This window comes from Segatella baroniae DSM 16972 = JCM 13447 (assembly GCF_000426585.1).
Lineage (GTDB): Bacteria > Bacteroidota > Bacteroidia > Bacteroidales > Bacteroidaceae > Prevotella > Prevotella baroniae.
Genome location: NZ_AUFQ01000016.1, coordinates 50,589 through 73,472, shown reverse-complemented (window position 1 = coordinate 73,472; position 22,884 = coordinate 50,589). Strand labels below are relative to the sequence as shown.

The 22,884-nt window shown below is 55.0% G+C and carries 19 protein-coding genes and 1 tRNA gene; 9 read left to right on the top strand and 11 right to left on the bottom strand.

Going from position 1 to position 22,884, the window contains the following annotated elements:
• Positions 1-3,879 (top strand): hypothetical protein (locus tag K334_RS15035; protein WP_051218736.1); only part of this gene is annotated, 3,879 nt, incomplete at its 5' end.
• A 106-nt stretch (positions 3,880-3,985) separates the two neighbouring features.
• Here K334_RS15035 and K334_RS0110410 read toward each other — a convergent pair.
• The 6 genes from K334_RS0110410 to K334_RS0110385 all read right to left on the bottom strand — a co-directional run bounded on the left by K334_RS0110410 (position 3,986) and on the right by K334_RS0110385 (position 7,426).
• Positions 3,986-4,059 (bottom strand) — tRNA-Asp (locus K334_RS0110410).
• Between the two features lie 47 nt (positions 4,060-4,106).
• Complete coding sequence (locus K334_RS0110405) at positions 4,107-4,646, bottom strand: GNAT family N-acetyltransferase (protein ID WP_025882126.1); 540 nt, start codon at positions 4,644-4,646, stop codon at positions 4,107-4,109.
• Positions 4,630-5,811 (bottom strand): glycosyltransferase family 2 protein, encoded by a 1,182-nt coding sequence (locus K334_RS0110400; protein ID WP_025882124.1) that lies wholly within the window; start codon positions 5,809-5,811, stop codon positions 4,630-4,632. The genes K334_RS0110405 and K334_RS0110400 overlap by 17 nt, the downstream gene beginning before the upstream one ends.
• Before the next feature lie 25 nt (positions 5,812-5,836).
• A complete protein-coding gene (locus K334_RS0110395; protein WP_036890330.1) occupies positions 5,837-6,268 on the bottom strand; it encodes a hypothetical protein in 432 nt (143 codons plus the stop codon).
• 54 nt (positions 6,269-6,322) lie between these two features.
• Positions 6,323-6,931, bottom strand: coding sequence for a recombination mediator RecR (recR, locus tag K334_RS0110390; protein WP_021589436.1), 609 nt, complete (start codon positions 6,929-6,931; stop codon positions 6,323-6,325).
• A gap of 6 nt (positions 6,932-6,937) precedes the next feature.
• On the bottom strand, positions 6,938-7,426 hold the full coding sequence (locus tag K334_RS0110385; protein WP_025882120.1) for an outer membrane beta-barrel protein: 489 nt from the start codon (positions 7,424-7,426) through the stop codon (positions 6,938-6,940).
• Between the two features lie 106 nt (positions 7,427-7,532).
• Between K334_RS0110385 and K334_RS13910 the strand changes: the two genes are divergently transcribed.
• Together K334_RS13910 and K334_RS0110370 are read left to right on the top strand one after the other, a co-directional pair.
• The gene (locus tag K334_RS13910) at positions 7,533-9,188 is read left to right on the top strand and encodes a glycoside hydrolase family 10-like protein (RefSeq protein WP_036890329.1); all 1,656 of its coding nucleotides are present in this window, start codon (positions 7,533-7,535) and stop codon (positions 9,186-9,188) included.
• Between the two features lie 312 nt (positions 9,189-9,500).
• Positions 9,501-10,106 carry a riboflavin synthase gene (locus tag K334_RS0110370; RefSeq protein WP_025882117.1) on the top strand — a complete coding sequence of 202 codons (606 nt, stop codon included), beginning with the start codon at positions 9,501-9,503 and terminating at the stop codon, positions 10,104-10,106.
• A gap of 298 nt (positions 10,107-10,404) precedes the next feature.
• Here the strand turns inward: K334_RS0110370 and K334_RS0110360 are convergent, their stop codons facing one another.
• Together K334_RS0110360 and K334_RS0110355 are read right to left on the bottom strand one after the other, a co-directional pair.
• On the bottom strand, positions 10,405-11,496 hold the full coding sequence (locus K334_RS0110360; RefSeq protein WP_025882114.1) for a DUF4421 domain-containing protein: 1,092 nt from the start codon (positions 11,494-11,496) through the stop codon (positions 10,405-10,407).
• Between the two features lie 59 nt (positions 11,497-11,555).
• Positions 11,556-12,539 carry a Gfo/Idh/MocA family protein gene (locus K334_RS0110355; RefSeq protein ID WP_025882113.1) on the bottom strand — a complete coding sequence of 328 codons (984 nt, stop codon included), beginning with the start codon at positions 12,537-12,539 and terminating at the stop codon, positions 11,556-11,558.
• Between the two features lie 89 nt (positions 12,540-12,628).
• On the opposite strand from K334_RS0110355, the gene yihA reads away from it, so the two are divergent.
• Complete coding sequence (gene yihA, locus K334_RS0110350; protein WP_027444919.1) at positions 12,629-13,216, top strand: ribosome biogenesis GTP-binding protein YihA/YsxC; 588 nt, start codon at positions 12,629-12,631, stop codon at positions 13,214-13,216.
• Positions 13,217-13,222: 6 nt separating this feature from the next.
• Positions 13,223-15,022 (top strand): ribosomal protection-like ABC-F family protein, encoded by a 1,800-nt coding sequence (gene abc-f / locus K334_RS0110345; protein ID WP_025882111.1) that lies wholly within the window; start codon positions 13,223-13,225, stop codon positions 15,020-15,022.
• 20 nt (positions 15,023-15,042) lie between these two features.
• Here the strand turns inward: abc-f and K334_RS0110340 are convergent, their stop codons facing one another.
• Genes K334_RS0110340 through K334_RS13905 form a run of 3 tightly spaced genes read right to left on the bottom strand, consistent with a single transcriptional unit; the run spans position 15,043 to position 19,803 of the window.
• Complete coding sequence (locus K334_RS0110340; RefSeq protein WP_021589422.1) at positions 15,043-15,630, bottom strand: hypothetical protein; 588 nt, start codon at positions 15,628-15,630, stop codon at positions 15,043-15,045.
• Positions 15,627-16,352 carry a DUF5932 domain-containing protein gene (locus K334_RS0110335; RefSeq protein WP_025882110.1) on the bottom strand — a complete coding sequence of 242 codons (726 nt, stop codon included), beginning with the start codon at positions 16,350-16,352 and terminating at the stop codon, positions 15,627-15,629. Before K334_RS0110335 ends, K334_RS0110340 begins: the two co-directional genes overlap by 4 nt.
• Positions 16,339-19,803, bottom strand: a complete 3,465-nt coding sequence (locus K334_RS13905; RefSeq protein WP_081658085.1) for a sensor histidine kinase — start codon at positions 19,801-19,803, stop codon at positions 16,339-16,341. The genes K334_RS0110335 and K334_RS13905 overlap by 14 nt, the downstream gene beginning before the upstream one ends.
• A gap of 200 nt (positions 19,804-20,003) precedes the next feature.
• Between K334_RS13905 and K334_RS0110325 the strand changes: the two genes are divergently transcribed.
• The 4 genes from K334_RS0110325 to K334_RS0110310 all read left to right on the top strand — a co-directional run bounded on the left by K334_RS0110325 (position 20,004) and on the right by K334_RS0110310 (position 22,874).
• The gene (locus K334_RS0110325) at positions 20,004-21,068 is read left to right on the top strand and encodes a LacI family DNA-binding transcriptional regulator (protein WP_021589425.1); all 1,065 of its coding nucleotides are present in this window, start codon (positions 20,004-20,006) and stop codon (positions 21,066-21,068) included.
• Positions 21,069-21,079: 11 nt separating this feature from the next.
• Complete coding sequence (locus K334_RS0110320; RefSeq protein WP_154655594.1) at positions 21,080-21,406, top strand: hypothetical protein; 327 nt, start codon at positions 21,080-21,082, stop codon at positions 21,404-21,406.
• A gap of 3 nt (positions 21,407-21,409) precedes the next feature.
• On the top strand, positions 21,410-22,105 hold the full coding sequence (locus tag K334_RS0110315) for a hypothetical protein (protein ID WP_025882104.1): 696 nt from the start codon (positions 21,410-21,412) through the stop codon (positions 22,103-22,105).
• A gap of 64 nt (positions 22,106-22,169) precedes the next feature.
• Entirely contained in the window at positions 22,170-22,874 is a 705-nt protein-coding gene (locus tag K334_RS0110310; protein ID WP_027444918.1) for a glycoside hydrolase family 25 protein, read from the top strand.
• Positions 22,875-22,884: the final 10 nt, after the last annotated feature.

Below are 22,884 nucleotides of genomic sequence, written 5' to 3'. Positions count from 1 at the left end.
GCCGAGCAGCTCCGGAACGGCGAGGTGGCCTATCTGCTTCAGAACAAGCGCACGGAAAACGTCTGGGGCCAGAACCTCGGCAGCGACGACGAGCCCCTGCTCACCGCCGACGGCGCGAAGCGGGTCTATAAGGTGGATTTCGCCTTCAACAGCTCGGTGCGCGCCACGCGCTACGCTACCCGCAACAAGCACATCTACGGCTCCATGCCCACCGTACAGGAAATTCTGGGCACGGGCTACAACCCACAGCATTATTACTCGGGACTGACCTTTGCCGACAATTTCAGCGGCTCCACCAGCGTGACCGCCGACAAGCAGGTGGCAGTAAGCTTCACCCACAAGAATGTCTGCGAAATCGCCTCGAAGGCTGACTGGAAGGAGTTCTGCAACCTCGTCAACGGCGGACAGACCAAGCTCAACGCCAAGATGACCAAGGATGTAAACCTCGGTTCGGACATCACGATGGCAGGCAATATCGATCATAACTATTCCGGCACGTTCGACGGACAGAATCATACGCTTACGGTCAACTGGAATACCAACGCTAACGACATCGCCCCCTTCAGGAGAGTGTATGGCGCTACCATCAAGAACCTGCACACCGAAGGGACAATCAAGTCGAGCGGTTACTATCTGGCAGGATTGATTGACGAGGCGTATGGCGAAAGCAATATCTCGGACTGCGTCAGCAATGTGCACATCACGAGCACCTATGCCGACAACAGATGTGGGGCAGGAGGCTTGATTTCATATATAAGCAGCAACGCCCGCGTTACCATCACCGACTGCCTCGTCAAAGGCTCGATCAACGCCACCATGGAGAAAGGTAAGAAAGGCATGGGCGGATTTGTATCTATCCAGAACGGCACCTGCACCCTGATCAACTGCCTCTACCTCGGCGATAACAATGCCACCGGCGGCAACACCTTCGCCGCCAACGCCACCGTCACGAACTGCTACTACCTCAAAGCCTGCGGCAATGCACGGGGCACGCAGGTAACCGAGGAGCAGATCAGGAACGGCTACGTGGCCTACAAGTTGCAGAATGACAGAAACACGCAGTTCTGGGGCCAGAACCTCGATACCGACAATGAGCCGCAGCTCACCGTCGACGCGGCGAAGCATGTTTATGAGGTGAAGTTCACCTATAATAACAAGGTAGCAGCCACGCGCTACGCCAACAGCGGCAAGGCCATCGCCGGCGGCATGCCCACCCTTACCGCAAAGGACCTCATGGGTAGCAGCTACAACGAGCACCATTTTTATACCATCGCCTTTGAGGGCGACTTCAACGGCTCTACCACCGTCAACGCCGACCGGATCGTGGCCATCAACCTCACCGAAAAGGACTACTACGAAATCGCCTCGAAGGACAACTGGATAGAGTTCAGCAACATCGTCTACGGTGGACAGAACGCCGTCGACGCCAAGATGACGGCGGACGTCGACCTCGGAGGGGACTTCAAAACGATAGGTGGCGTTCACAAGTATTCCGGCACGTTCGACGGACAGGGACATACGCTCACGGTCAACTGGGCTGCTGACAATGCAGGCCTAAAAGCCCCCTTCGGCTATGTGGATGGCGCCACCATCAAGAACCTGCGCACCAAAGGGAAGATTCAGGGCAATTACGGATTGGCCGGATTGATTTACTCCGTCTATGGCAATACCACCGTCTCGGACTGCGTCAGCGAGGTGGATATCAAGGGAGCACACGGCTTGGCAGGCATGATTTATAGGGTGAACAGCAATGCAAAGGTTACTATGACCGACTGCGTCGTCAAGGGCGACCTCACCGCCACGACAGAGGATGGCAAGAAACAGATGGTAGGCTTTATATATGGTATTTATGGGGGCAATACCCTGACCAACTGCCTCTACATCGGCACGAACAACGCCACCGCCGGCAACACCTTCGCCTTTGGTGCCAACGCCACCAACTGCTACTACCTCAACGCCTGCGGCAGGGTGCAAGGCACGCAGGTAACCGAGGAGCAATTGAAGAATGGTGCGGTGGCTTATAAGTTGCAGAACGGTAGAGACACGCAGTTCTGGGGACAGACGCTCGGCACCGACAACGAGCCGCGGCTCATCGCCTTCGACAACTCGGCAAAGAAAGTATATCAGGTGGCATTCACCTACAACAACGAGGTGCGCGCCACGCGCTACGCCAACAGCGGCAAGACCGTCAGCCTGCCCACCATAAAAGACTTCATGGGCACGGGCTACAACCCCCACCATTATTACACCATCGCCTTTGCCGGCGGCTTCAACGGCTCAACCACCGTCAACACCGACCGGACCGTGGCCGTAACCCTCACCGAAAAGGACTGCTACGAAATCGCCTCGAAGGAAGACTGGAAGGCGTTACGCGAACTTGTGAACGACGGACAGACCGGCGTCGACGCCAAGCTGACGCAGGATGTCAACCTCGGCGAGGAAATCCTGATGCTGGGCTATTACTTGCCCAACATTTACGAAGGCACGTTCGACGGACAGGGCCACACGCTCTCTTTCAACTGGGATGCCGGCTCCAGAAACGAGATAGCCCCCTTCAAGAATGTGAAGGACGCCACCATCCGCAACCTGCGCACCCAAGGGAAGATTACGTCGAGCGGTTACGATAGCCAGTTATCCGGATTGATTAATTATGCTTATGGCAACACCACCATTTCGGGCTGTGTCAGCGAGGTGGACCTCAAGGGGAGAATCTCATTGGCAGGCATACTTCAATGGCCAGATGACACTGCCCATATCACCATTAACGACTGCTTAGTCAAGGGAAACTTCCACGCCACGTCCGACCTGAATAGAACTATATCCGGATTTATAGCTCATAGGCACAAAGATGCCGCCTGCACGCTGAACAACTGCCTCTACCTCGGCACGAACAACGCCCTCGACCACGACAAAACTAGCCACACCTTCAGCTCGGATTTTGAGCATAACGAGGGCACCGGCTTTACGCGCATCACCAACTGCTACTACCTCAACCCCTGCGGCAAGGTACAGGGCGACAGGGTAACCGCCGAGCAACTCAAGAACGGCCACGTGGCGAAGCTCCTGCAAGGCAATCGCACCGACCAATGCCACTGGGCACAGCCGTTGGGCGAGACGCCGGGCCCCTACCGCGAGACCGGCAAGGCAGAGACCAACTACGTTTATTATGATACGGCGAACAGTCGCTGGGCGTGTGACGACTTCCGCCTCACCGACGGCCAGTCGCTGCCCATCGGGCTCGACTTCATCGCCGCCAGGGCGACCTACGAGCGCACGTTCGCCGCAAGCGGAAAGGCCACCATCTGCCTGCCCTACGAGCTGCCCGCTAACGGCTTCAAGGCCTACACCCTCTCGGGCGGCGACAACAGCGCAGTCCATTTCGCGGATGCGAAGGATAAGCTCGAAGCCTACAAGCCTTACCTGATTACTGCCGACGGTGTGCCACAGCTCGGCGGCGAGAACATACAGGTGAAAGCCTACAAGGCCGACGTCCTGAAGCAGACCGCCGCAGGCACAGGCCACAGCTTCACGGGCACGGTAGCCGGCTTGGACAACGCCGCTGCCGCCGCCGCCAACGCCTACATCCTGCAAGACGACGGCAAGTTCCACAAGGTGACGACGGACTATCCCACCGCCACGGTTCCCTCCTATCATGCCTATGTCGTTTGTCCGAAGACCTCGGGCGCCAAGCAGCTCTCCATCATCATCGACGGCGAGACCACCGGCATCGGCGGCGTGAAGGACGGCACGACGGGCCTGAACGGTCCGGTGTACGACCTGCAAGGTCGCCGCGTGGCCGACCGCCTCGACGCCGCCGCACGCCACCGGCTGCCCGCAGGCGTGTATATCGTAGGCGGACGAAAGGTGATCCTGAAGTAAACAAATCTCTCCCAGGCGTTTACATCGTGAATGTCTGGGGGAGTTGCAAACAAAACAAAAAAGTATCATAACTCCATGGAGTTATGATACTTTTTATTTCTTCAAGCGGTGCGTACGAGATTCGAACTCGTGACCTCCTGCGTGACAGGCAGGCATTCTAACCAACTGAACTAACGCACCATCAGTGCCCTTTTCTTAATTGCGAGTGCAAAGGTAGAACATTTTTTTTATACCTCCAAACAATCGCTTTCTTTTTTATTAAAAAATTGAAGCAGCACCGCGTCGCGCCAACTCCCTTTCGTATAGAGCCAGTCTTTCAACACCAACGCTCCCGTAAAGCCCAAACCATGGAACAACTTGCGGCTTTGCACATTGTCATCGCTGATGATTACGTACACCTGATGCAGATGGATGATGTCGCGCGAATAGCGCAACATTTCCACAACGGCGGCCTTTCCGTAGCCTTGGTTGCGATATTCCTTCTTGATGACGAGCCCCAGTTCCGCTCGCAAATGCTTCGGATCGAACTCCACCAAATCGACAATGCCGACGCAAGTGTCGTCTTCCGACACGACCATCAGGCGCAACTGCCTGTCGGCATAGATGTCGTTCTTGCATTCCGACACATAGTTATACAGGGCATAGCGGGAATAAGGCACGTTCGTAACGCCTTGGTCCCACTGTTCCGATTGATTCTCCATCTCATAAAGGGAATCCAGATCCTCGGGTTCCATGGCCCGAAGCCTCACTTTACGCACCTGCGACATATACATTGTTTAAAGTAATGATTTTCCGCATCTCGGCCCAATAGATTCCAAACCTCATCCTTCGGCCCGACAAACGCGACATTTCATGCAATATTTCTCCACAAGAGAACGAACTGCTGTCAAACACGACCAACGCAGGATGATGGCCCTTGCCGTCCATGGCCATGCCCTCTTGCATGCCTTCCACCGACGAGGAGCATGAAACATCCGCAAACTTGCCACGCAGAATCCGGCCACATTCCGCCCATGCGCTTTCGCCGCCAAGGACGACGACGCCTTCTTCCGCGCGAGAAAGATGCAAGGAACGGCCGCACCGAAGTTTCTTCCGCAACAACGACATGCCGGCAACGGCCAGAACCAATGATTTCAGCGGCCATTTCAGCCACCAATACGCGCCATGGTAATGCTTGTTGAGGAAGATCAGCATGGCTCCGTAAAACACATGGACGTAACGATAGGATGTTTTTTGCGTGCTTTGCCCTTTGTAATGCAGGATTTCCGACGGGAGATACCAATTCCGCCACCCGGCTTTCTTCAGCCGATATGACAGGTCGACGTCCTCTCCATACATGAAATAGTCTTCATCCAGCAGCCCCACCTCGTCCAAAGCCTTGCGCCTCAACAGCATGAACGCGCCGCTGACGACATCCATTTCAACGGGAACGTCCCATGGCAAATAGCTCAAGTAATACCGATTGCCCCTCTTCCATCGCGGAAACAAGCCATGCAGGTGCATGAATTTGCAGCATGCCGTGAACGGAGAGGGGAATCCTCGACGCGACTCCGGCGCGGCATTGCCGTCCGCCTGCAACATCTTCACGCCCAAAGCGCCCGCATCTTCATGGGCCTCCATAAAGGCAATGCCTGCCCTTATGGCGTCTTCGCCCACCACCGTGTCGGGGTTCAAGAGCAGCACATACTCGCTCCGACTTTGCCGGATGGCCCTGTTGTTGGCCTTGGAAAAGCCCAAGTTCTCATGGTTTTCCAGGATTCTCACATCGGGATAACGCCTTGAGATGTAAGCGACCGTGTCGTCTGAAGACCGGTTGTCCACGACGATGACTTCACCGTCGACGGATTGCAACGCCGCTTTCAGGGACAGAATGCACTGCTCCAGGTAATCCCTCACATTATAGCTTACGATGACGACGCTCAATTTCTTCATGACCACACACAGCAAAAAGCACGACTTACTCCGTCTCACGTTCCATGCGTGCGGCCGAAGGATGGATGAACATGCTGGAAATGAGCAGGATGATGGCCAGATAACCGAAACGAACGTTCATGAAAAGATAGTAAAGCAAGAGGTTGAGCAACAGCAGAACAGCCATCAGCAGGAGGCGAATCAAGGCATAGCGTCCGTATGCCGAACGCCCTTCGGTGCTGTCTTCCGCCAGCCTGCGCGCAACAGAAGGAAACTTCAACAGCCTCAACACAAACGGAATGCCCCCTATCGTGAGCAAAATCATCGCGAACTCCAAGTAGAGTTCCGTCGAGGCCATCTCTTCCGTCTCCCAAACGCCTACGGGCAACGCGCCCGTTTCAAACAAGATGACGGCCGCCAGGGCACAGGCCATCGGGCCATAGAAGGCCCAACGCAATATCGAAAGGGTTCTTTTCATGTCAAAATATAAATCCATTTGCCGGTTTACAATACTTTCCAGGCCGGTTCCACGTCACTTTTGGAAAGGCGTGCGATTGAGGATGGAGCGTCCCAGCGTCACTTCGTCCGTGTACTCCAACTCGTTTCCCACGGAGATACCTCGGGCGATGGCGCTCATTTTCACATTGTAAGACGCCAATCTACGCGAGATATAAAAACTTGTCGTGTCCCCTTCCATGGTCGAACTCAAAGCCAATATCACCTCATCGATGGTTCCCGCCGCCACTCTTTCCGCCAAAGAGTCAATCTCCAAGTCGCCCGGACCGACGCCGTCCATGGGCGAAATGACGCCTCCCAACACATGGTAGAGCCCGTGGAACTGCTGCGTGTTCTCTATGGCCATTACGTCCTGCACGTTCTCCACCACACAGACGACCCGCTCGTCCCTACGCTTGTCCGCGCAGATGGGGCAGATGTCGGTGTCGGAAATGTTGTGGCAGACGACGCAATGCCTGATGTCTTTCCTCACCCGACTTATCGAATCAGCGAATGCTTCGACCTCATTCTCCGAGCGCTTCAGCATGAACAGCACCAGCCTCAGGGCCGTCTTGCGGCCTATTCCCGGCAATTTGGCAAATTCGCCCACGGCTTTTTCCAGCAACGCAGAGGGGTATCTGTCCATCAGGCGTTAGAGATAAATGCCCACACCCAGACGCAATCCGATGGTGGAATAGTCGCGATGACTCTTAAAGGACTGGTCGTAATAGATGGCAGGCTCCACCGTCACGGTGCGGCTCAGGAAGAAAGCGTAGCCCACTTCCACACCCGGCATGATGTCGTTGTAGCTTTTGCCGGCATGGACGAACTTGCAGTTCACGCCCAGGAAGACGCCGTTCTGCTCGATATAGTAACGTCCTCCGAGTCCGACGGCGAAGCTGTCGTGCGAACCGCTCAGGTTGTTGCACTGCAGCGCGGCCTGGGCCAAGACCATGATGTCGTCTTCAAGCATGTAGCCCGCCTGCGCCTGCAAGCCCAGGTTCAACTCCGTGGAGCCGCTGTAGCTCAAATTCAGCCCCGTGAGGGAGCCGCCGATGTACATTTTGTCCTTTTCAAACTGCGCGTTTGCCGACAATGCAAACGCCATTGTCACCATCAATACAAGCAATTTCTTTACCATAAAGCTTCAAGTTTTGTTTGCAAAGATAGTACATTCTTATAAATAAGGCATATCTTTGCAGCAATTTTCCCACAGAATCATTGATTTAGTACAAATGCCAAACCGAATGAGAGCTTCCTTCGCAGCGTTGTTCTGCTGCCTTCTCACCCTTTGCCAAGCACAGCCCGCCCTCTTTTCCCACTCCATCGCGCCCCCCCGAAAACACGAAGTGCGGGCGGTGTGGCTCACGACCATCGGCGGTATAGACTGGCCCCGCCGCTACGCGCAATCCCAACAGTCCATGGCGGCCCAGCAAAAGGAGCTTGCCGACATCCTCGACCGGCTGCAGGCGGCCGGTGTCAACACCGTCCTGCTGCAGACCCGCATCAGGGGCACCGTCATCTATCCGTCCCGCTACGAGCCTTGGGACGGCTGTCTCAGCGGAACTCCAGGCCGCTCTCCGGGCTACGACGCCCTGGCTTTCGCCATCGAGGAGTGCCACCGACGCGGCATGGAGCTTCATGCCTGGGTCGTCACCATGCCTGTGGGCAAGTGGAACGCCCACGGTTGCAGGCAGCTGCGTGCGCGAGAGCCGCAACTGCCCATCAGAATCGGGGCCGAGGGCTACATGAATCCCGAACGGAAGCAGACGGGCGACTATCTGGCGAAGCTCTGTGAGGAGATCACGGAGCGTTACGACATCGACGGCATTCACCTCGACTACATACGATACCCCGAGACTTGGAACATCAAGGTGCCACTCCAGGAGGGCCGCCGACACATCACGGAGATAGTGAAGGCCATCCACGACAAGGTGAAAGCCAGAAAGCCATGGGTCAAGATGAGCTGCGCGCCCATCGGCAAGGCCGACGACCTGACCCGATACTGGAGCCATGGCTGGAACGCGTACAGCCGTGTCTGCCAAGACGCGCAGGGATGGCTGAAGCAGGGACTGATGGACATGCTGTTCCCCATGATGTATTTCAAGGACAACGGATTCTTCCCGTTCGCCATCGACTGGAAGGAACAGGCCGACGGCAAGCCCGTCGTCCCCGGACTGGGAATCTATTTCATGTCGCCCGCCGAGAAAGACTGGCCCCTGGAGACCATCACGCGCGAGATGGCGGCCTGTCGGAACTACGGATTGGGGCACGCCTATTTCCGCAGCAAGTTCTTCACCGACAACACGAAAGGTATCTACGACTTCGCGTCCGCCGTCTTCGACCCGACGCCCGCCCTGGTTCCGCCCATGACCTGGGCCTCCTCGACGCAGCCGGAAGCTCCCACGGACTTAAGACTGACAAAAGACGAGCAGGGCTTCCGGCTCTCGCTGCCCGTCGATTCGCCCTTCACCTACAACCTATACGCCTCTTCCGACTACCCCGTCGATACCGAACAAGGGGCACATTTGCTGAAAGCCAGGGCCGTGCGGGAGACCCTTCCGGACGACGGCCACTACTATGCCGTCACCCGGTCGGACCGCTACGACAACGAGAGCAAGCCCGTCCAACTGTCCGATCCGCCCACCAGTCAGGCGCCACCGCTCCACGGCCTGCTCCCGCACGACGGCAGACGGCTGGCACTGCCAGACGCCGTCAGCCAGGCCGACGCGGCATTTATCCTGATCGCCGACATGCAGGGGCTTCCGTTGCTGACCTTTTCAGTCCGCGACAAGACGCTCGACATCAGCACTTTGGCCAGCGGCATTTACCAAGTCCGCACCCTGGACAAACACCACAACAGCCACAGAATAGGCCTGCTGCGCATAAAAAAACAGATGTAATATTTGGAATTGTCCGGGAAACGCCCTATCTTTGCATCATAAGATAGTAACAACGAATTGGGGTTGTGTCGGTTCGATCGGGATACTCATCAAATAATATTGAAAACCGAGAAAGCTTCTTACGTCTATGGCGGGCCGCATAAACTCTTCGGAGGTAAGTCGATGAAAGTCGACCGGTGGATTACAGAAACTGAGAGCTCTCAAGAATTGTATTGCTCGGAGTTTCATCACATCACCGAACAACCCCTTTCCCATAGGCAGGAGACCCATACGGCTCCTGCCTTTTTTCATCAATCATAAACCAAAGACGGTATGTTTAGCGGAATTGTAGAAGAGATGGCCACCGTAAAGGCCATCCGGAAGACCGGGGAGAACATCGATTTCACGCTCGAATGCTCGTTCACCCAAGAATTGAAGATAGACCAAAGCATTGCGCACAACGGCGTTTGCCTGACGGTCGTCGACATCGACGGCGGCCAATACACGGTGACGGCGATGAAAGAGACGCTCGACCGCTCGAACCTGGGCCTGCTCCAAGTGGGCGACAGCGTGAACGTGGAGCGGTCGATGATGATGAACGGACGCCTGGACGGCCACATTGTGCAGGGCCATGTGGACGAAGTGGCCACGTGCGTGCGGATGGACGACGCCGACGGCTCCACCTATTTCACCTTTGAATACAAGCTCGACAGAGAGATGGCGCGCAAGGGCTACGTCACCGTAGACAAGGGAAGCGTCACGGTCAACGGCGTTTCGCTCACGGTCTGCGAACCTACGGAGAACACGTTCAAGGTCGCCATCATCCCCTACACGCGCGAAAACACCAACTTCCGCTACATCACGGTCGGGTCGGTGGTCAACATCGAATTCGACATTCTGGGGAAATACATCGCACGGATGGGGATGTATCAAGTGTAAAAGCATTCATCCGACTCGCCGAAACGTCGCGTTTCGCTTTTCAAAAGCAGTCCTTTCATGTTGAGAAAGCTGCCCTTCCAGCCTCCCAAAGCAGCCCTTTCAGCGGGTGGAAGCAGCCCTTTTGCAACACGAAAGGGCTGCTTTGGCCTTGTGCCCGACAAGCCTTTGACAATCAACACGATGCAGACTCGCGGAGAAAGCCCTGCGGTTCGGCCGCAACGGTGGCGCTTCGACGCGACGGAAGCGCGGCGACCGACAGGATGGCGCAAGGCAAACGGGGCGACACCGTCAAATGACGTCAGCGTTTTCCAAAGTTGAAGCCCACGTAGAAATTGACGCTTCCGAAGGTGGAGTTGGTGTAGAACTGGGCATGCCGATAGTTGTAGGTGTGGAAGACGGCACTCGTGCCGGCATACCAGCGGGTGTTGTTCCACACCAAACCGAAGCGGCCGACGCCGTCGAGATTGAAGTTCTTGAGGTCGAAGTTGCGGAAGATGAAGTTGCCGCGGCCCAAATCGCCCTTCGTATGCTTGTAGGCGACGGCCAACGACAGAGAGATGTCGAAGAGGCAATTGCGCGCAAACACCCAGTTGTAGGTATAGCCGCCCGACACCGAAACGTCCTTGTAGCTGACTTTACCGACGGTCAGCGAACTGTCGAGCCCGTCCAGCCCGCCACCGCCCATGCGTTCGCTCGCCTGGGTGAGGAAACGCTGCCAGTCGACGTCGAGCTTGTGCTTGGAATAGCTCACGCCGAAGAGCGGGCTACCGCACGAACGGCGTTGCACCGTGCTCTGGCTGTAGGCCGCCGGATAGGAAAACTTGCGGTGGTTGGTTATATAATACAGGTTGAATCCATTGATGCTGGCCCGGAATCCGTCGAAAGGCATGTTCTCGATGGGCGACGTGTCAACGCCTTCGCCCAGCCGCAACCGCTTCACTTTGTAGTCGTTGCCCGTCTTCCGGAAGAACAGGTCGATGCCGATTTGGCTGCTGTAGAGCGACAGGGAGAAGTCTTGCTTGCGGCTGCCGCCCGAGTGTGTCAGGTCGAGCGTGTAGCCGAGGAACACCCAACGCCAGCCGACGTAAGGCCCGAGCTTGTAGGTGGGCTCGGGAGAGAAGGTCACGCTCTGGCCGGCACGGCTCTGCAAGCGGTAGACCTCATAGGTGTTCGTGTTTTGCAGCATGAGCGTATAGTTGTAATGCTGCGGCTCTATGTAGTTCGTATCCACGCGCGAGAAGTCCTTCACAAACTCGTACAGCCCGCCGAGGAAGCCCCCGCCGCTCTTGCGGGCCGGCGAACGGTCGACGGAAAGGGTGTCGCCACCGGCCCACAGGCGCGCGGCGAGACAGAGGAACAGACAAACAAGAGAGATTTTTCGCGTATCCATGACGGCGAAACTTGACATGTGACGGCTGCACGACAGCCTTTGTGGAAATGATGAATCAATTACAACTTGCCCAAAATACGGTCCATCACCCAATTGACGGGCGTCGCGCTGACGCTGGTGGCCGAGCACGAGCCTATGCCTTGCAGGTCTTCGATGACCGACTGGATGATGGGCAGCTGCACATAGGACGGGTTGGGCACCCGAATGCTCGTGTGGCCTTCGCTGGTCACCACCTGAATGGGCGCGTAGTCGAAGACCGAGAAGGTGAGCATGCCCTTCTCCCCCACCACTTCCACGCAGTCTTCCCGGGCGCTCTGGTGCCCGACGAAGCACCAGGAGCCGCTGCCGGGCATGCCGTTCTCGAAGAGGAAGCACGCGCTGATGGAGTCTTCGGCCTGATAAAGATGGGCGCGGTTGGCGCAATAGCCGTGGGCGCGGGTGATGACGCCGAACAGTTCCTGCAAGATGTCGAGCTGATGGGGGGCCAGGTCATAGAAATAGCCGCCTCCGGCGATGTCGGGCTGCAGCCGCCAGGGCAGCGACGTGGCCTGGGAATAGTCCAAATCGCGCGGCGGAACGGAGAAACGAATCTGCACATTGGTGATGTTACCGATCACGCCGCCGTCGATGATGCGCTTCACACGCTGGAAATAGGGCAGATAGCGGCGGTAATAAGCCACAAAACAGGGCACCCCCGTCTGCTGGCTGATACGGTTGATGCGGGCGCAATCTTCATAGCTTGCGGCCAAAGGCTTCTCCACGTAGACGGGTTTTCCCGCCAACATGGCCATGATGGCGAAGGTGGCGTGGCTGCTGGGGGGCGTCGCGATGTAGATGGCGTTGACCTCCGGGTCGTCTATCAGCTCCTGGGCGTCGGTGTACCACTTGGGCACGTGGTGACGCTCGGCATACGAACGCGCCTTGCCCTCGTTCCTACTCATCACGGCCTCTACATGAGAACCGGGCACTTCGTTGAAGGCCGGGCCCGACTTCTTCTCCGTCACCTCACCACAACCTATGAATCCCCAACTGATTGGCTTCATTTATCGATCTGCTTACTATAAAACAACTGTATCGTCGTGCAAAGATAATATTTTTTTATTACCTTTGCAACAAATACTTTTTATTCGACATGGACATCAAGAAAGCCGAATTTGTCATATCCTCACCAACGGTGAGCAAATGTCCCACCAACCCATTGCCTGAATTTGCGTTTATCGGTCGCTCGAATGTGGGCAAGTCGAGCCTCATCAACATGCTCTGCAACAACCGCCAGCTGGCCAAGACTTCCTCCACGCCGGGCAAGACGTTGCTCATCAACCACTTCATCATCAACAACGAATGGTATCTGGTGGACCTTCCGGGCTACGGATTCGCCAAACGGTCGAAGACGGAGCGCGAAAAACTCGAACGGATGATTCGCGGCTATGTGCTGCAGCGCGAACAATTGGTCAACCTCTTCGTGCTCATCGACGTCCGTCACAAGCAACAGAAGATAGACCGTGAGTTCGTAGACTGGCTGGGCATGAGCGGCATTCCCTTCTCCATCATCTTCACCAAGGCCGACAAGCTGGGGCCGGGCAAGGCCAAGCAGAACGCCAAGGCGTGGCTCGACGAGCTGAAAGACGTGTGGGAAGAGCTCCCGCCGGCGTTCATCACGTCGGCTGAAAAGAAGACGGGGAAGGAAGAAGTGTTGGACTATATCGGCAAATTCATCTGACGAGAAATGGCAGTTCCCTATATGGATGTTCAGAACTTGAGCAAGCGTTTCGGTGCTCAAGTTCTCTTCAATCGTATCAACTTTTCAATTGCCGAGGGCCAACGCGTAGGGCTTGTGGCGCAAAACGGCACCGGCAAGTCGACATTGCTGAGCGTCATCACGGGCAAGGAGGGCAAGGATGAGGGCGACATCATCTTCAAGAACGACCTGCGGCTGGGCTATCTGGAGCAAAGTCCGGCTTTCGCGCCGGAAGAGACGGTGCTCGAAGCCTGCTTCAACCACCGGGGCGACCCCGAAAAGATACTGAAAGCCAAGCAGATTCTGACGCAACTGAAAATCACCAACCTGGAGAAACCGATGGGACAGCTCAGCGGCGGACAGCAGAAACGGGTGGCCTTGGCCAACGTGTTGATTACGGAACCCGACCTGCTGATACTCGACGAGCCCACCAACCACCTCGATCTGGAGATGATAGAGTGGCTCGAAGGATTCCTCAGACGCGGCAACAAGACGCTGTTCATAGTCACCCACGACCGATTCTTCCTCGACCGGGTGTGCAACTTGATACTGGAACTCGACAACCGGACCATCTACACCTATCGGGGCAACTACAGCTATTACCTGGAAAAGCGTCAGGAGCGCATCGACAACACGAGGGCCGAAATCGCAAGGGCCAACAACCTGTACCGCACCGAGCTGGAATGGATGCGCCGCATGCCCCAGGCGCGTGGACACAAGGCCCGCTATCGCGAAGACGCTTTCTACGAACTGCAGGCCAAGGCCAAGCAACGGATAGAGGAACGGCAGATACGGCTGAAAGCCGGCAGCGTGTATATCGGGTCGAAGATATTCGAATGCCAGTATGTCAGCAAGTCGTTCAACGACGGCAACAACGCCGCGGGAACGCAAAGCGAAACGGTCATCCTGAAAGACTTCTACTACAACTTCGCCCGATTCGAGAAAATGGGCATTGTCGGCAACAACGGCACGGGCAAGTCGACCTTCATCAAGATGCTTCTGGGCCTGGTCAAGCCCGACAGCGGCCGTTTCGACATCGGCGAAACGGTGAGATTCGGCTACTTCTCACAGGAGGGTTTGAAGTTCAGGGACGACCAGAAAGTGATCGACGTCATCACCGACGTGGCCGACTACATAGACTTGGGCGGCGGACGGCACATGACGGCCAGCCAGTTTCTACAGTATTTCATGTTCACGCCCGAACAGCAGCACAATCATGTCTACAAACTGAGCGGCGGAGAGAAGCGCAAACTGTATCTCTGCACGGTGCTGATGCGCAATCCCAACTTCCTGGTGCTGGACGAACCGACCAACGACCTCGACATCCAGACGCTGCAAGTGCTGGAGGAATACTTGCAGGACTTCCCCGGTTGCGTCATCGTCGTGAGCCACGACCGCTATTTCATGGACAAGGTGGTGGACCATCTGCTCGTGTTCAAGGGCGACGGCGTCGTCAAGGACTTCCCCGGCAACTACACGCAGTTCCGCGAATACAGCCAACTGCAAAGCAAGGAGGCCGCAGAAGAGACCAAGACGAAGGAAGCTCCCAAGAAGGACTACCGCCACGAGACCAAGCGCAAGATGACCTTCAAGGAGAAACGGGAGTTTGAACAGCTTGAAAAAGACATCGAAGCGTTGGAGAAGGAACAGGCCGCCATCGAACAGGACTTGTGCAGCGGCGGCCTTTCCGTGGACGAACTGACCGAAAAGAGCAAGCGGCTGCCGATTCTCAAGGAAGAACTTGACGAGAAGGGAATGCGGTGGCTTGAGCTTTCCGAAATTCTATAAGCGCCTCGCGAGCGTCTTTCTCAGAAGAACACGAAGCGGAAAGAATAGTAGACCTGCATGAAGAGGATGTAGACCAGCAGCCAGCCGGCATGCTTGCGCAATCCGAACGTAAGGAGGTCGAACAACTGTTCCAGCCGTTCGATGTGCCCGCTGACCAACGCGTAGGTCAAACTGAACAAACTCAAGGAAAAACATACGACAGGAATCAGGCTCCAAGAGAAGCTGCTCGGAAAAAGTTCGCCGTTGACATTGGCCAACACGGCATGAGGCAACAGCGTCAGCAAGCCCAAGACCATCAGAATGCCTGCCAACTCCATCCACACGATGGACATGGCGAAGCGTTCGCGATAGGACAGCTTGCTGTAGCGTGTCAGCAGCCGGCTTTCCTCCACAGAGCCCATGGCGACGAAGGCCATGACCAACCACACCAACACCGGTGAAGCCATATTCGTGGTGAAACGGCCGAAGAACCACCGAATGCCCTCGCTGCTCAGCAAGGAGCGGACCGAGAGTTCGGGCATTGCCGCGGTGACAAGCCACGATGCCAGGATGAGGGCAGCTTCGGTTATTGCCAGAAAAAGCGATATGACGGCCAGCTTTCGATTCATTCTTCGTCGGGCAACAAATTGTCAATGTCAAGTATTCGGAGTTCCAACGCACGCACCACCAGCCGCGTCGCATTGACGCCCAAGCGGCCATTGCCGTCGGGAAAGAGCTTCTGCACCAACTCGTTCTGCCGTTTCTCCAGGCTCTTCACGCCGAAAGGCATGCCCCGCAGATTGGTGATCTGCTCCTTGGTGTAGCCCAGCGCCAAGTGGCGGAGGAAACGTTCGTCGTATTCGTCGATCTCATAGTTGACCAACGCTTCCTGCCGCATGATCTGATTGTTGACACTCCGCTTGAAACGTTCGACGATTTTCTCCATGATGGGCTGGTTGAAAACCATCTTCTTGCCACCCATCACGCTGGCGACATCGCCCCGGGTGAGCAGTTCCCCGCTCTTCAGGATGATTCCGTCGCAGCCCGCGTCCAGCACATCGACCCACAACTTCTCGTTCAGAATCTCACCCGTGAATATCAGAACCTTGATGTCGGGATGGCTTTCCTTGGTGTGGCGGCATATTTCAACCCCGATGGTGGTGGAGCCTCCAAGCCCCAAGTCGAGCAGAACCAAGTCGGGTTTGTCGGCTTTCAGCAGTTTCCAGAAGCTCGGTTCGTTCTCCGCGGTGCCTACAATCCGGGCTTCCGGAATATCATTACGAATGATTCCCTCGGTACCTTTCAATTCCAAAGGTACATCCTCTACGATGATTACCTTAAACTTGTCCATATATTTGCAGTTTACTCATAAATTTCTTAGGCAGCGTAATCTCTATCATAACCTCATGGTCGTTCAGCCGCAGGGCCTGGATGCCGCTGCCGCGCATGTTGGTCATCTCTCCGATTTCACGCACAATCTGGCGGCATATCATGAACTCTATGTTCACGGAAACAGGCGTAAAGAGGTCTTTGCATTGCTCTTCCGAAAGCGAAACGCCCGTCAGCCGGTCTTTCAGCACGACATAATGCTCATCCCGACTTGCCGTTTCATGAGCGGCGGCGTGGCATTTGCTAAGACGCTTGAGCATGTCGAGCAAGTATTTCAGCATGTCGTCATCCATCCGCAGCTCATAGTTCAGCTGCATCATGGCCTGCTCGCTCAAGATGGAATAGAGCTGTTTGTAATAGCTGGCCACCTCTCCAATAGCCACAAGATTCCGCTCCCGCCCCTCTTCCATCAGCCTGCTGATGCGTGAAGGGTAATACATCGTCTCGTGCTTGAGCGTGGAAAGGCAGTTGTCCAGCACGTTGTTGCTGACATACAGACGCGCCTCTTCATATCGGGTGCGCCGCAGTTCGTCGCGTGTCAATTCGATATTGTCCTGCCACAGCTGCTTGTTGGCTATGCTTTCTTTCAGCGCAGAGCGAATCTGATTGACGATATTGGCCAGCCGATTCTCCCTTCCGCTGAGATAACGCTTGCGCCGATTCCAGATCAAATCGAGCTGTTCGAGCTTCTCCTGAGCCGGAATGTCCGAAAGCAACTTGCCGTTTATGATGTTGACCAGCTCCACACAATAACGATAAAACACGACGTGGCGATAGTAAAGGAAGTAATATGCGGGGAAGATACTTAGCAACAAGAGCACCAACAGGATGATGGCAACACTCTTGCTGGTCTCGCTTCGCTGCATCACCCGCACGTAATTGTCAAGCGTATTGTCGGCCGACATCTTTCTGAACAACTGCGTATAAACCTTGTTGTTGGCTCTATACAAATCCCATTTGTGCAACGCTAAGGCTGCGACGGCCGCCTCATTCTTCACGTCGAGCAGGATGAGATTGTAGTCTTTGTTGCGCAATCGCCTGGGGATGGCGTGCAGATACTTGTAAGTGGAGTCGGCAAGTTGCAGCGCACGGTCGTATCGGCCATTGATATTTGCAAAATAAACGCTGTCGGCAAAGCGTGAAGCGTTGTAGAAGACCTTGTTCTGACGATATGCCTTGCCAAAGACCACGTGGTCGTCCTTGGCCGAAAGATGGCCGAAAGTGGCCATTGACAACAGCAATAGCGACACGGTGCGGGCAATGCCCTTGGGCAAGCGGAAGAAGAAACGGCTGCCTTCGGCCTTTCGACTGACGGCTCCTATCATGCAGACGTTGAACACCGTGCTGATTTTCTTGTACTTCTCGATGATTCCCTTGCAGTTCATGAGTCCGAAGCCGTGCCCGCTTTTCCCAGGTTTATGGTCGAAGACGTGGGCCAACTGCTCGTCGTCCATGCCGCATCCGTCATCGGTGACAGACACTTCCACGTAAGAATCGGTTTCCTCAGCCGACACGGTGACGACTCCCCCCTTGTCCGTGAACTTGCGGGCGTTGTCCGCAATCGTGTTGATCATGAACAAAGTCAAGGTCTTGTCGGCCTTCACGACAGCCCGGGTCGCTTCCACCTCCAAGCGGACGCCCCGCAAGCTGAAGCTCATCTGCCCCTTGGCGACAAGATTGAACAGCTCGGCAAGCGGGAAACTCTCGATGCGCAGATTCAATTCGCCTTGCCTCAACTGAATCCAATGGGTGAGGATGTCATTGTAATGATTGATTTGTCCGGTGAGTTCGGCTATATAATCGAAACGTTGTTGTCTGACTTCAGCCGGCTCGCAGGAATGCGACAGTCGGCTCACCTCATTCAAAATGCGGTCGATAAAAGGCGTGACGCTGTTCACCAAGGCCACTTTGGCCCGCTGCTCCACATTCCTTTTCTTGTTGTTCAACACATGCAGCTTCGCAATCTCTATCTGTTCGTCCACCTCTTCGTTCTGTTCTTCCAGGCGACTCATCTCCTCCGCCTCCCTTACATTCCAACGGCGCAGGGGCCTCAGCAAGTCTTCCAGCGAGTCCTCGGCGTCTTTTTTACGGCGCATTCTGGAGAAAAGGAAAAGCAACGATATGACAAGGAGTATCATCAGGACCACGCCCGCAATCATCCAGTTCAGCTGTTGGGACGAAAGGTCGAGCTGGGCGGCGCGCGCGTCGAGCTGGCGGTCCTGCCGGGTCATCTCCTGCATGTCCAGATAGATGTTGCGATTGTAGTCGCTCTTGGGCTTGTCGTCGATAGCGGAATAGGCCAGCGACAACTGTTCGCGTATCGACGCCACCAGATCGGGGGCCCGATTGATCACCGTATCCTTCTCCAGGGCGTCGTTCAGGCATATCAATGCGCTGCGATAGTCCTTCAAATCCCAGTAACACTCGGCCAACGTCCGATAGGCGCCGGCCGTCTGATACACGTCTCCATACTCCGTAAACAGCCTGGTGGCCCGCTCTGCCAAGTTGCCCGCCAAAAGGGAATCGGGCATGTGGTCGGTATTGACGAACTTCATAGCCGGCAGATTCTCCATGATAAGGGTGTCGCGAAGAGGTGACAGGCGCAAGTGTTCGCTGATGGCCTGCAACGAATTGGCCTCCCAATATACGTAGCCATGCTTCAACGAGCCTGTCAGACACTGTATCAAGTAATCGAATTCACGCTGGCTGACCTCCCGCGGAGTTCCCTTCGTGATGATTCCGCCGGAGCCTACATTGTAATAGTAAGCCAACAACTGGGCCGTATCCTTCACGATTTCACCATAAGGGTCGATTCGTTCCAATGCCGCAATCGACTTTTTCTGCATTCCTATATAATAAAAATAGGTGGACTCCACGATGGCAAACTCGCTGTCGGCATACGTCAGACGCTGTTGCTGCCGTTCGGAAAGCTCCTTCGTCTCCTCCTTGATGCGCTTCTGGCACCGCATGGCCTGCTGGCGATAGATGTAGAAGTCCTTGTTGCGCGACTGACGCTGGCACAATCGCATCTTCTGGACATTGGCAACATACAGTTCCAACTGGTTGTCGCTCTTGTCAAGAATCTCATCCAACAACGCATTGGCTGCATCGTAATCCATCCGGGCTATCTTGACAAAAGCGAGATTGTTCTTCGCTTCCGCCCAACCGGCGTCATAAATCTGTGCCAAAGTCAACGCCCTTTCGGCCAAGACCTTGGTGGAATCGAGATTGCGATAGTGAAAAGAATAGGACGCTTGGTTCAGTTCATCAACCTCTTTGTTGTACGACGGCTCGCAGGAGGACAACAAGAGGACGCTCCAAAAGAAAGAAATCCCCAGGAGACAGCTGTAAAGAGAATGACGACAACTCAACAAACGTTCCTTATTATATAAAAGGTGAACCAATACCTTCATGCTGAATGCAAAAATACAGATTATTCCTGAAAGGCTGAAATAAAACCCATGAAAAACACAAACGCACAAAAATCAGCTGTGCGATTGAGCGGTTATTAACATTTTATTGCTACTTTTGCAGCGTTTAGGGTGCTGGTGCATTGTATGTTACGCTTTTTCAACAGTTCAAACAGCCCCAAAGTGTCAAAACAAGCCAGAGCATGACAGAGAAAATACGTATCAAGGACATCGCAGAAAGAGCCTGCGTATCTGTGGGGACCGTAGACCGTGTGTTGCACAATCGCCCCAATGTATCGCCGTCCGCCCGCGAAAAGGTTGAAAAAGCCTTGAAGGAGATGAACTATCAGCCCAACATGTATGCCAGCGCTTTGGCCTACAACAAGTCTTACCAGATTCAAATCGTACTCCCAAAGCATGAGTCGGAAGCCTATTGGGAGGAGATAGAAGAGGGTGCCCGCAAAGCAATGGAAGCCCTGCGCGACTTCCATGTCAATGTAAATTTCCTCTATTATCAGCGTTTTGACGACCTTTCTTTCAAGTCGGTCTATGAGAATTGCATCGAGACGCATCCCGACGGCGTCATCATCGTGCCCTCCACGCTGGAGATGACACGCAGGTTCACCGACCAATTGCACAGACTTGAGATTCCATTTGTCTTGCTCGACTCCTACATGCCCGACCTTCGTCCCCTGTCGTTTTTCGGTCAAGACTCCTTCGCCAGTGGCTTTTTCGCCGCAAAGATGCTCATGCTGATAGCCTCACAGGAGAAAGAAATCATGCTGATGAAGCACACCAAGGACGGAATCGTGGTCAGCAAGCAGCAGGCCAACCGTGAAGTGGGCTTCCGCCATTACATGCGCGACCATTTCCCCGGTATCAAAATCACGGAACTGGAGTTGCCGCTGGGCATGTCAAAAAAGGATTTCGACAAGGTTCTGGAGGACTTCTTCCACACCCATCCCGACGTTCACCACTGCATTACGCTCAACTCCAAGGCTCATCTCGTTGGCGACTTTCTGCTTCGTCACAACCATCGTGACATTCAAATCATGGGCTATGACATGGTGCCCAAGAATGCCGAATGCCTGCTTCAGGGCAGTATCTCGTTCCTGATAGCCCAGCATGCCTACCAGCAGGGCTACAGTTGTGTCGACGCTTTGTTCCAGGCCATCGTCCTGAAGAAGAAAGTCCAGCCCGTCAACTATATGCCCATAGAGCTGTTGTCAAAGGAAAATGTAGAGTTCTATCGCAGAACCCAGTTATAAGCCGACCCAAATTGAACAATAGAAAAGGACTTGTGGCGCTGTCGCCACTATTCGTATTGATCGTCTTCATCATCGTTTTCACGGTGTATTCCGTGGACAAGACCGAGAGTGAGCCGAATCTTTCACTCTCCGTCGCTGCTGTCGAATACCTGAAAGTGACACCCTATCTGGTCGTACCGGCCACGGCCGTGGCCGGAATGGATGTCATGGCCGTCCTCACGCTGGGCCTTGCGCTCTGCGGCCCGACAGGCATCACAGACGGCGACTACAACGTCTACGGCTGGTTCGTGGCCTCGCTGCTGTCCATCGCTTTCCGTCATCCAAAGAAATACAGCTGAACTATGGAAATCATCAAGCGGAATCTCTTCACCAAACTGCGGGCCGACAACTTCAACACAAAGGAAGTGCTCGAACCCATGTCGGCGTTCAAGACGCAAAAGATGATCGCCATGCTGCGCAACATAGCCGCCATGCCGGCCGGCGAGGTGCTCATGGCGAACCCTTTGTTCAATGCACGACTGAAGCGTCTGCAAGAGAAGGAACGGAAACGAGACACTCCTTCGCTCGAAACGATCTACATGCTGCGCATCATTGTCAGCAACGTGAACGCCACGATGAACCACGGCATGCCCATCCGCGGTATCATCCAGCTGGGCCAGTACATCCGGACACGGGGGCCGAAGGTGGACTTCGACAAGCTCTGCTCATGGCTCTCGCAACTTCATCTCACCCGCATGGCCCAGCTCCAGGGCACCATCCTCATCCACTGTTTCGGCTTCCGGGCCGAAGAACTGCCCTTCGTGAAGAGGACGGAGGGCAGAGCCATGCGCCTCGTCGTGCTCACCATCACCAACACGGAGCAGGATGTGCAGGCCCGGCACTTCAAGCAAGGCCGGGGCGGGTTCGTCTACAACAACTCCACGCTGCTGCGGCGCAATCTCCGCCGCTCACTGCGCTACTGGCGATATGCCCCCATCGAGGACATCAGCAACTTCATGAGGAATTTCGGCCGCAGCCTGTCTGAAATCGAAGAATGATAATTAATTTTAATTCCGCCCTGCTTTTGCGCCATATCCACTTATTTCGCTTAACTTTGCAAACATGGACAAGATTTTCGGAAAAGCGACTTTACTCCTGTCACTGCTTTTATCCTCTCTCACCACTCAAGCTCAAAACGATTACGTGCAATGCGAAGACACATGCAACCATGTGCATGGAATCGACCTAAGCCACTATCAGGGAAACGTATTCTGGGAGACCATAGGCGACAACACCAAGATGGCCTACGTCTATCTGAAAGCCACCGAGGGCGGCGACCGCATCGACGACAAGTATGAAAACAACATCCAGCTGGCCCACAAATATGGTCTGAAGGTGGGATCGTACCATTTCTTCCGCCCAAAGACCGACCTTCAGAAACAACTCGACAACTTCATGCTCCAGTGCCGGGCCGAGGAACAAGACCTCATCCCCATGATCGACATCGAAACGAAGAGCGGACTGAGCACGGAAGAGTTCTGCGATTCGCTGTTCAAGTTCATCAAACTGGTGGAAACGGCCTATCGCCAGAAGCCCCTTCTCTATACCTTTGCCAACTTCTACGACCACCACCTGCTGGGCAAAATCGACGGATATCCGCTGATGATAGCCCAGTACACCACCCGGGAACCTGTGCTGAAGGACGACCGCGACATCACCATGTGGCAGTATACAGGCAAAGGCCGCATCAACGGAATCAACGGTTATGTGGACAAAAGCAGGTTCATGGGCCGGCATTCCCTGCGTGAAATAAGATTCAGACATTAACATATCAACG

Coding starts and splice junctions, on each gene's coding strand:
- K334_RS0110385 (WP_025882120.1), bottom strand. CDS start 7,426: ATGGTAAAGAAATTGCTTGTATTGATGGTGACAATGGCGTTTGCATTG.
- K334_RS0110310 (WP_027444918.1), top strand. CDS start 22,170: ATGGACAAGATTTTCGGAAAAGCGACTTTACTCCTGTCACTGCTTTTA.
- K334_RS0110355 (WP_025882113.1), bottom strand. CDS start 12,539: ATGAAGCCAATCAGTTGGGGATTCATAGGTTGTGGTGAGGTGACGGAG.
- abc-f (WP_025882111.1), top strand. CDS start 13,223: ATGGCAGTTCCCTATATGGATGTTCAGAACTTGAGCAAGCGTTTCGGT.
- K334_RS0110315 (WP_025882104.1), top strand. CDS start 21,410: ATGGAAATCATCAAGCGGAATCTCTTCACCAAACTGCGGGCCGACAAC.
- recR (WP_021589436.1), bottom strand. CDS start 6,931: ATGGACAGATACCCCTCTGCGTTGCTGGAAAAAGCCGTGGGCGAATTT.
- K334_RS0110360 (WP_025882114.1), bottom strand. CDS start 11,496: ATGGATACGCGAAAAATCTCTCTTGTTTGTCTGTTCCTCTGTCTCGCC.
- K334_RS0110400 (WP_025882124.1), bottom strand. CDS start 5,811: ATGAAGAAATTGAGCGTCGTCATCGTAAGCTATAATGTGAGGGATTAC.
- K334_RS13910 (WP_036890329.1), top strand. CDS start 7,533: ATGAGAGCTTCCTTCGCAGCGTTGTTCTGCTGCCTTCTCACCCTTTGC.
- K334_RS0110395 (WP_036890330.1), bottom strand. CDS start 6,268: ATGAAAAGAACCCTTTCGATATTGCGTTGGGCCTTCTATGGCCCGATG.
- K334_RS0110335 (WP_025882110.1), bottom strand. CDS start 16,352: ATGGACAAGTTTAAGGTAATCATCGTAGAGGATGTACCTTTGGAATTG.
- yihA (WP_027444919.1), top strand. CDS start 12,629: ATGGACATCAAGAAAGCCGAATTTGTCATATCCTCACCAACGGTGAGC.
- K334_RS0110405 (WP_025882126.1), bottom strand. CDS start 4,646: ATGTCGCAGGTGCGTAAAGTGAGGCTTCGGGCCATGGAACCCGAGGAT.
- K334_RS13905 (WP_081658085.1), bottom strand. CDS start 19,803: ATGAAGGTATTGGTTCACCTTTTATATAATAAGGAACGTTTGTTGAGT.
- K334_RS0110325 (WP_021589425.1), top strand. CDS start 20,004: ATGACAGAGAAAATACGTATCAAGGACATCGCAGAAAGAGCCTGCGTA.
- K334_RS0110370 (WP_025882117.1), top strand. CDS start 9,501: ATGTTTAGCGGAATTGTAGAAGAGATGGCCACCGTAAAGGCCATCCGG.
- K334_RS0110340 (WP_021589422.1), bottom strand. CDS start 15,630: ATGAATCGAAAGCTGGCCGTCATATCGCTTTTTCTGGCAATAACCGAA.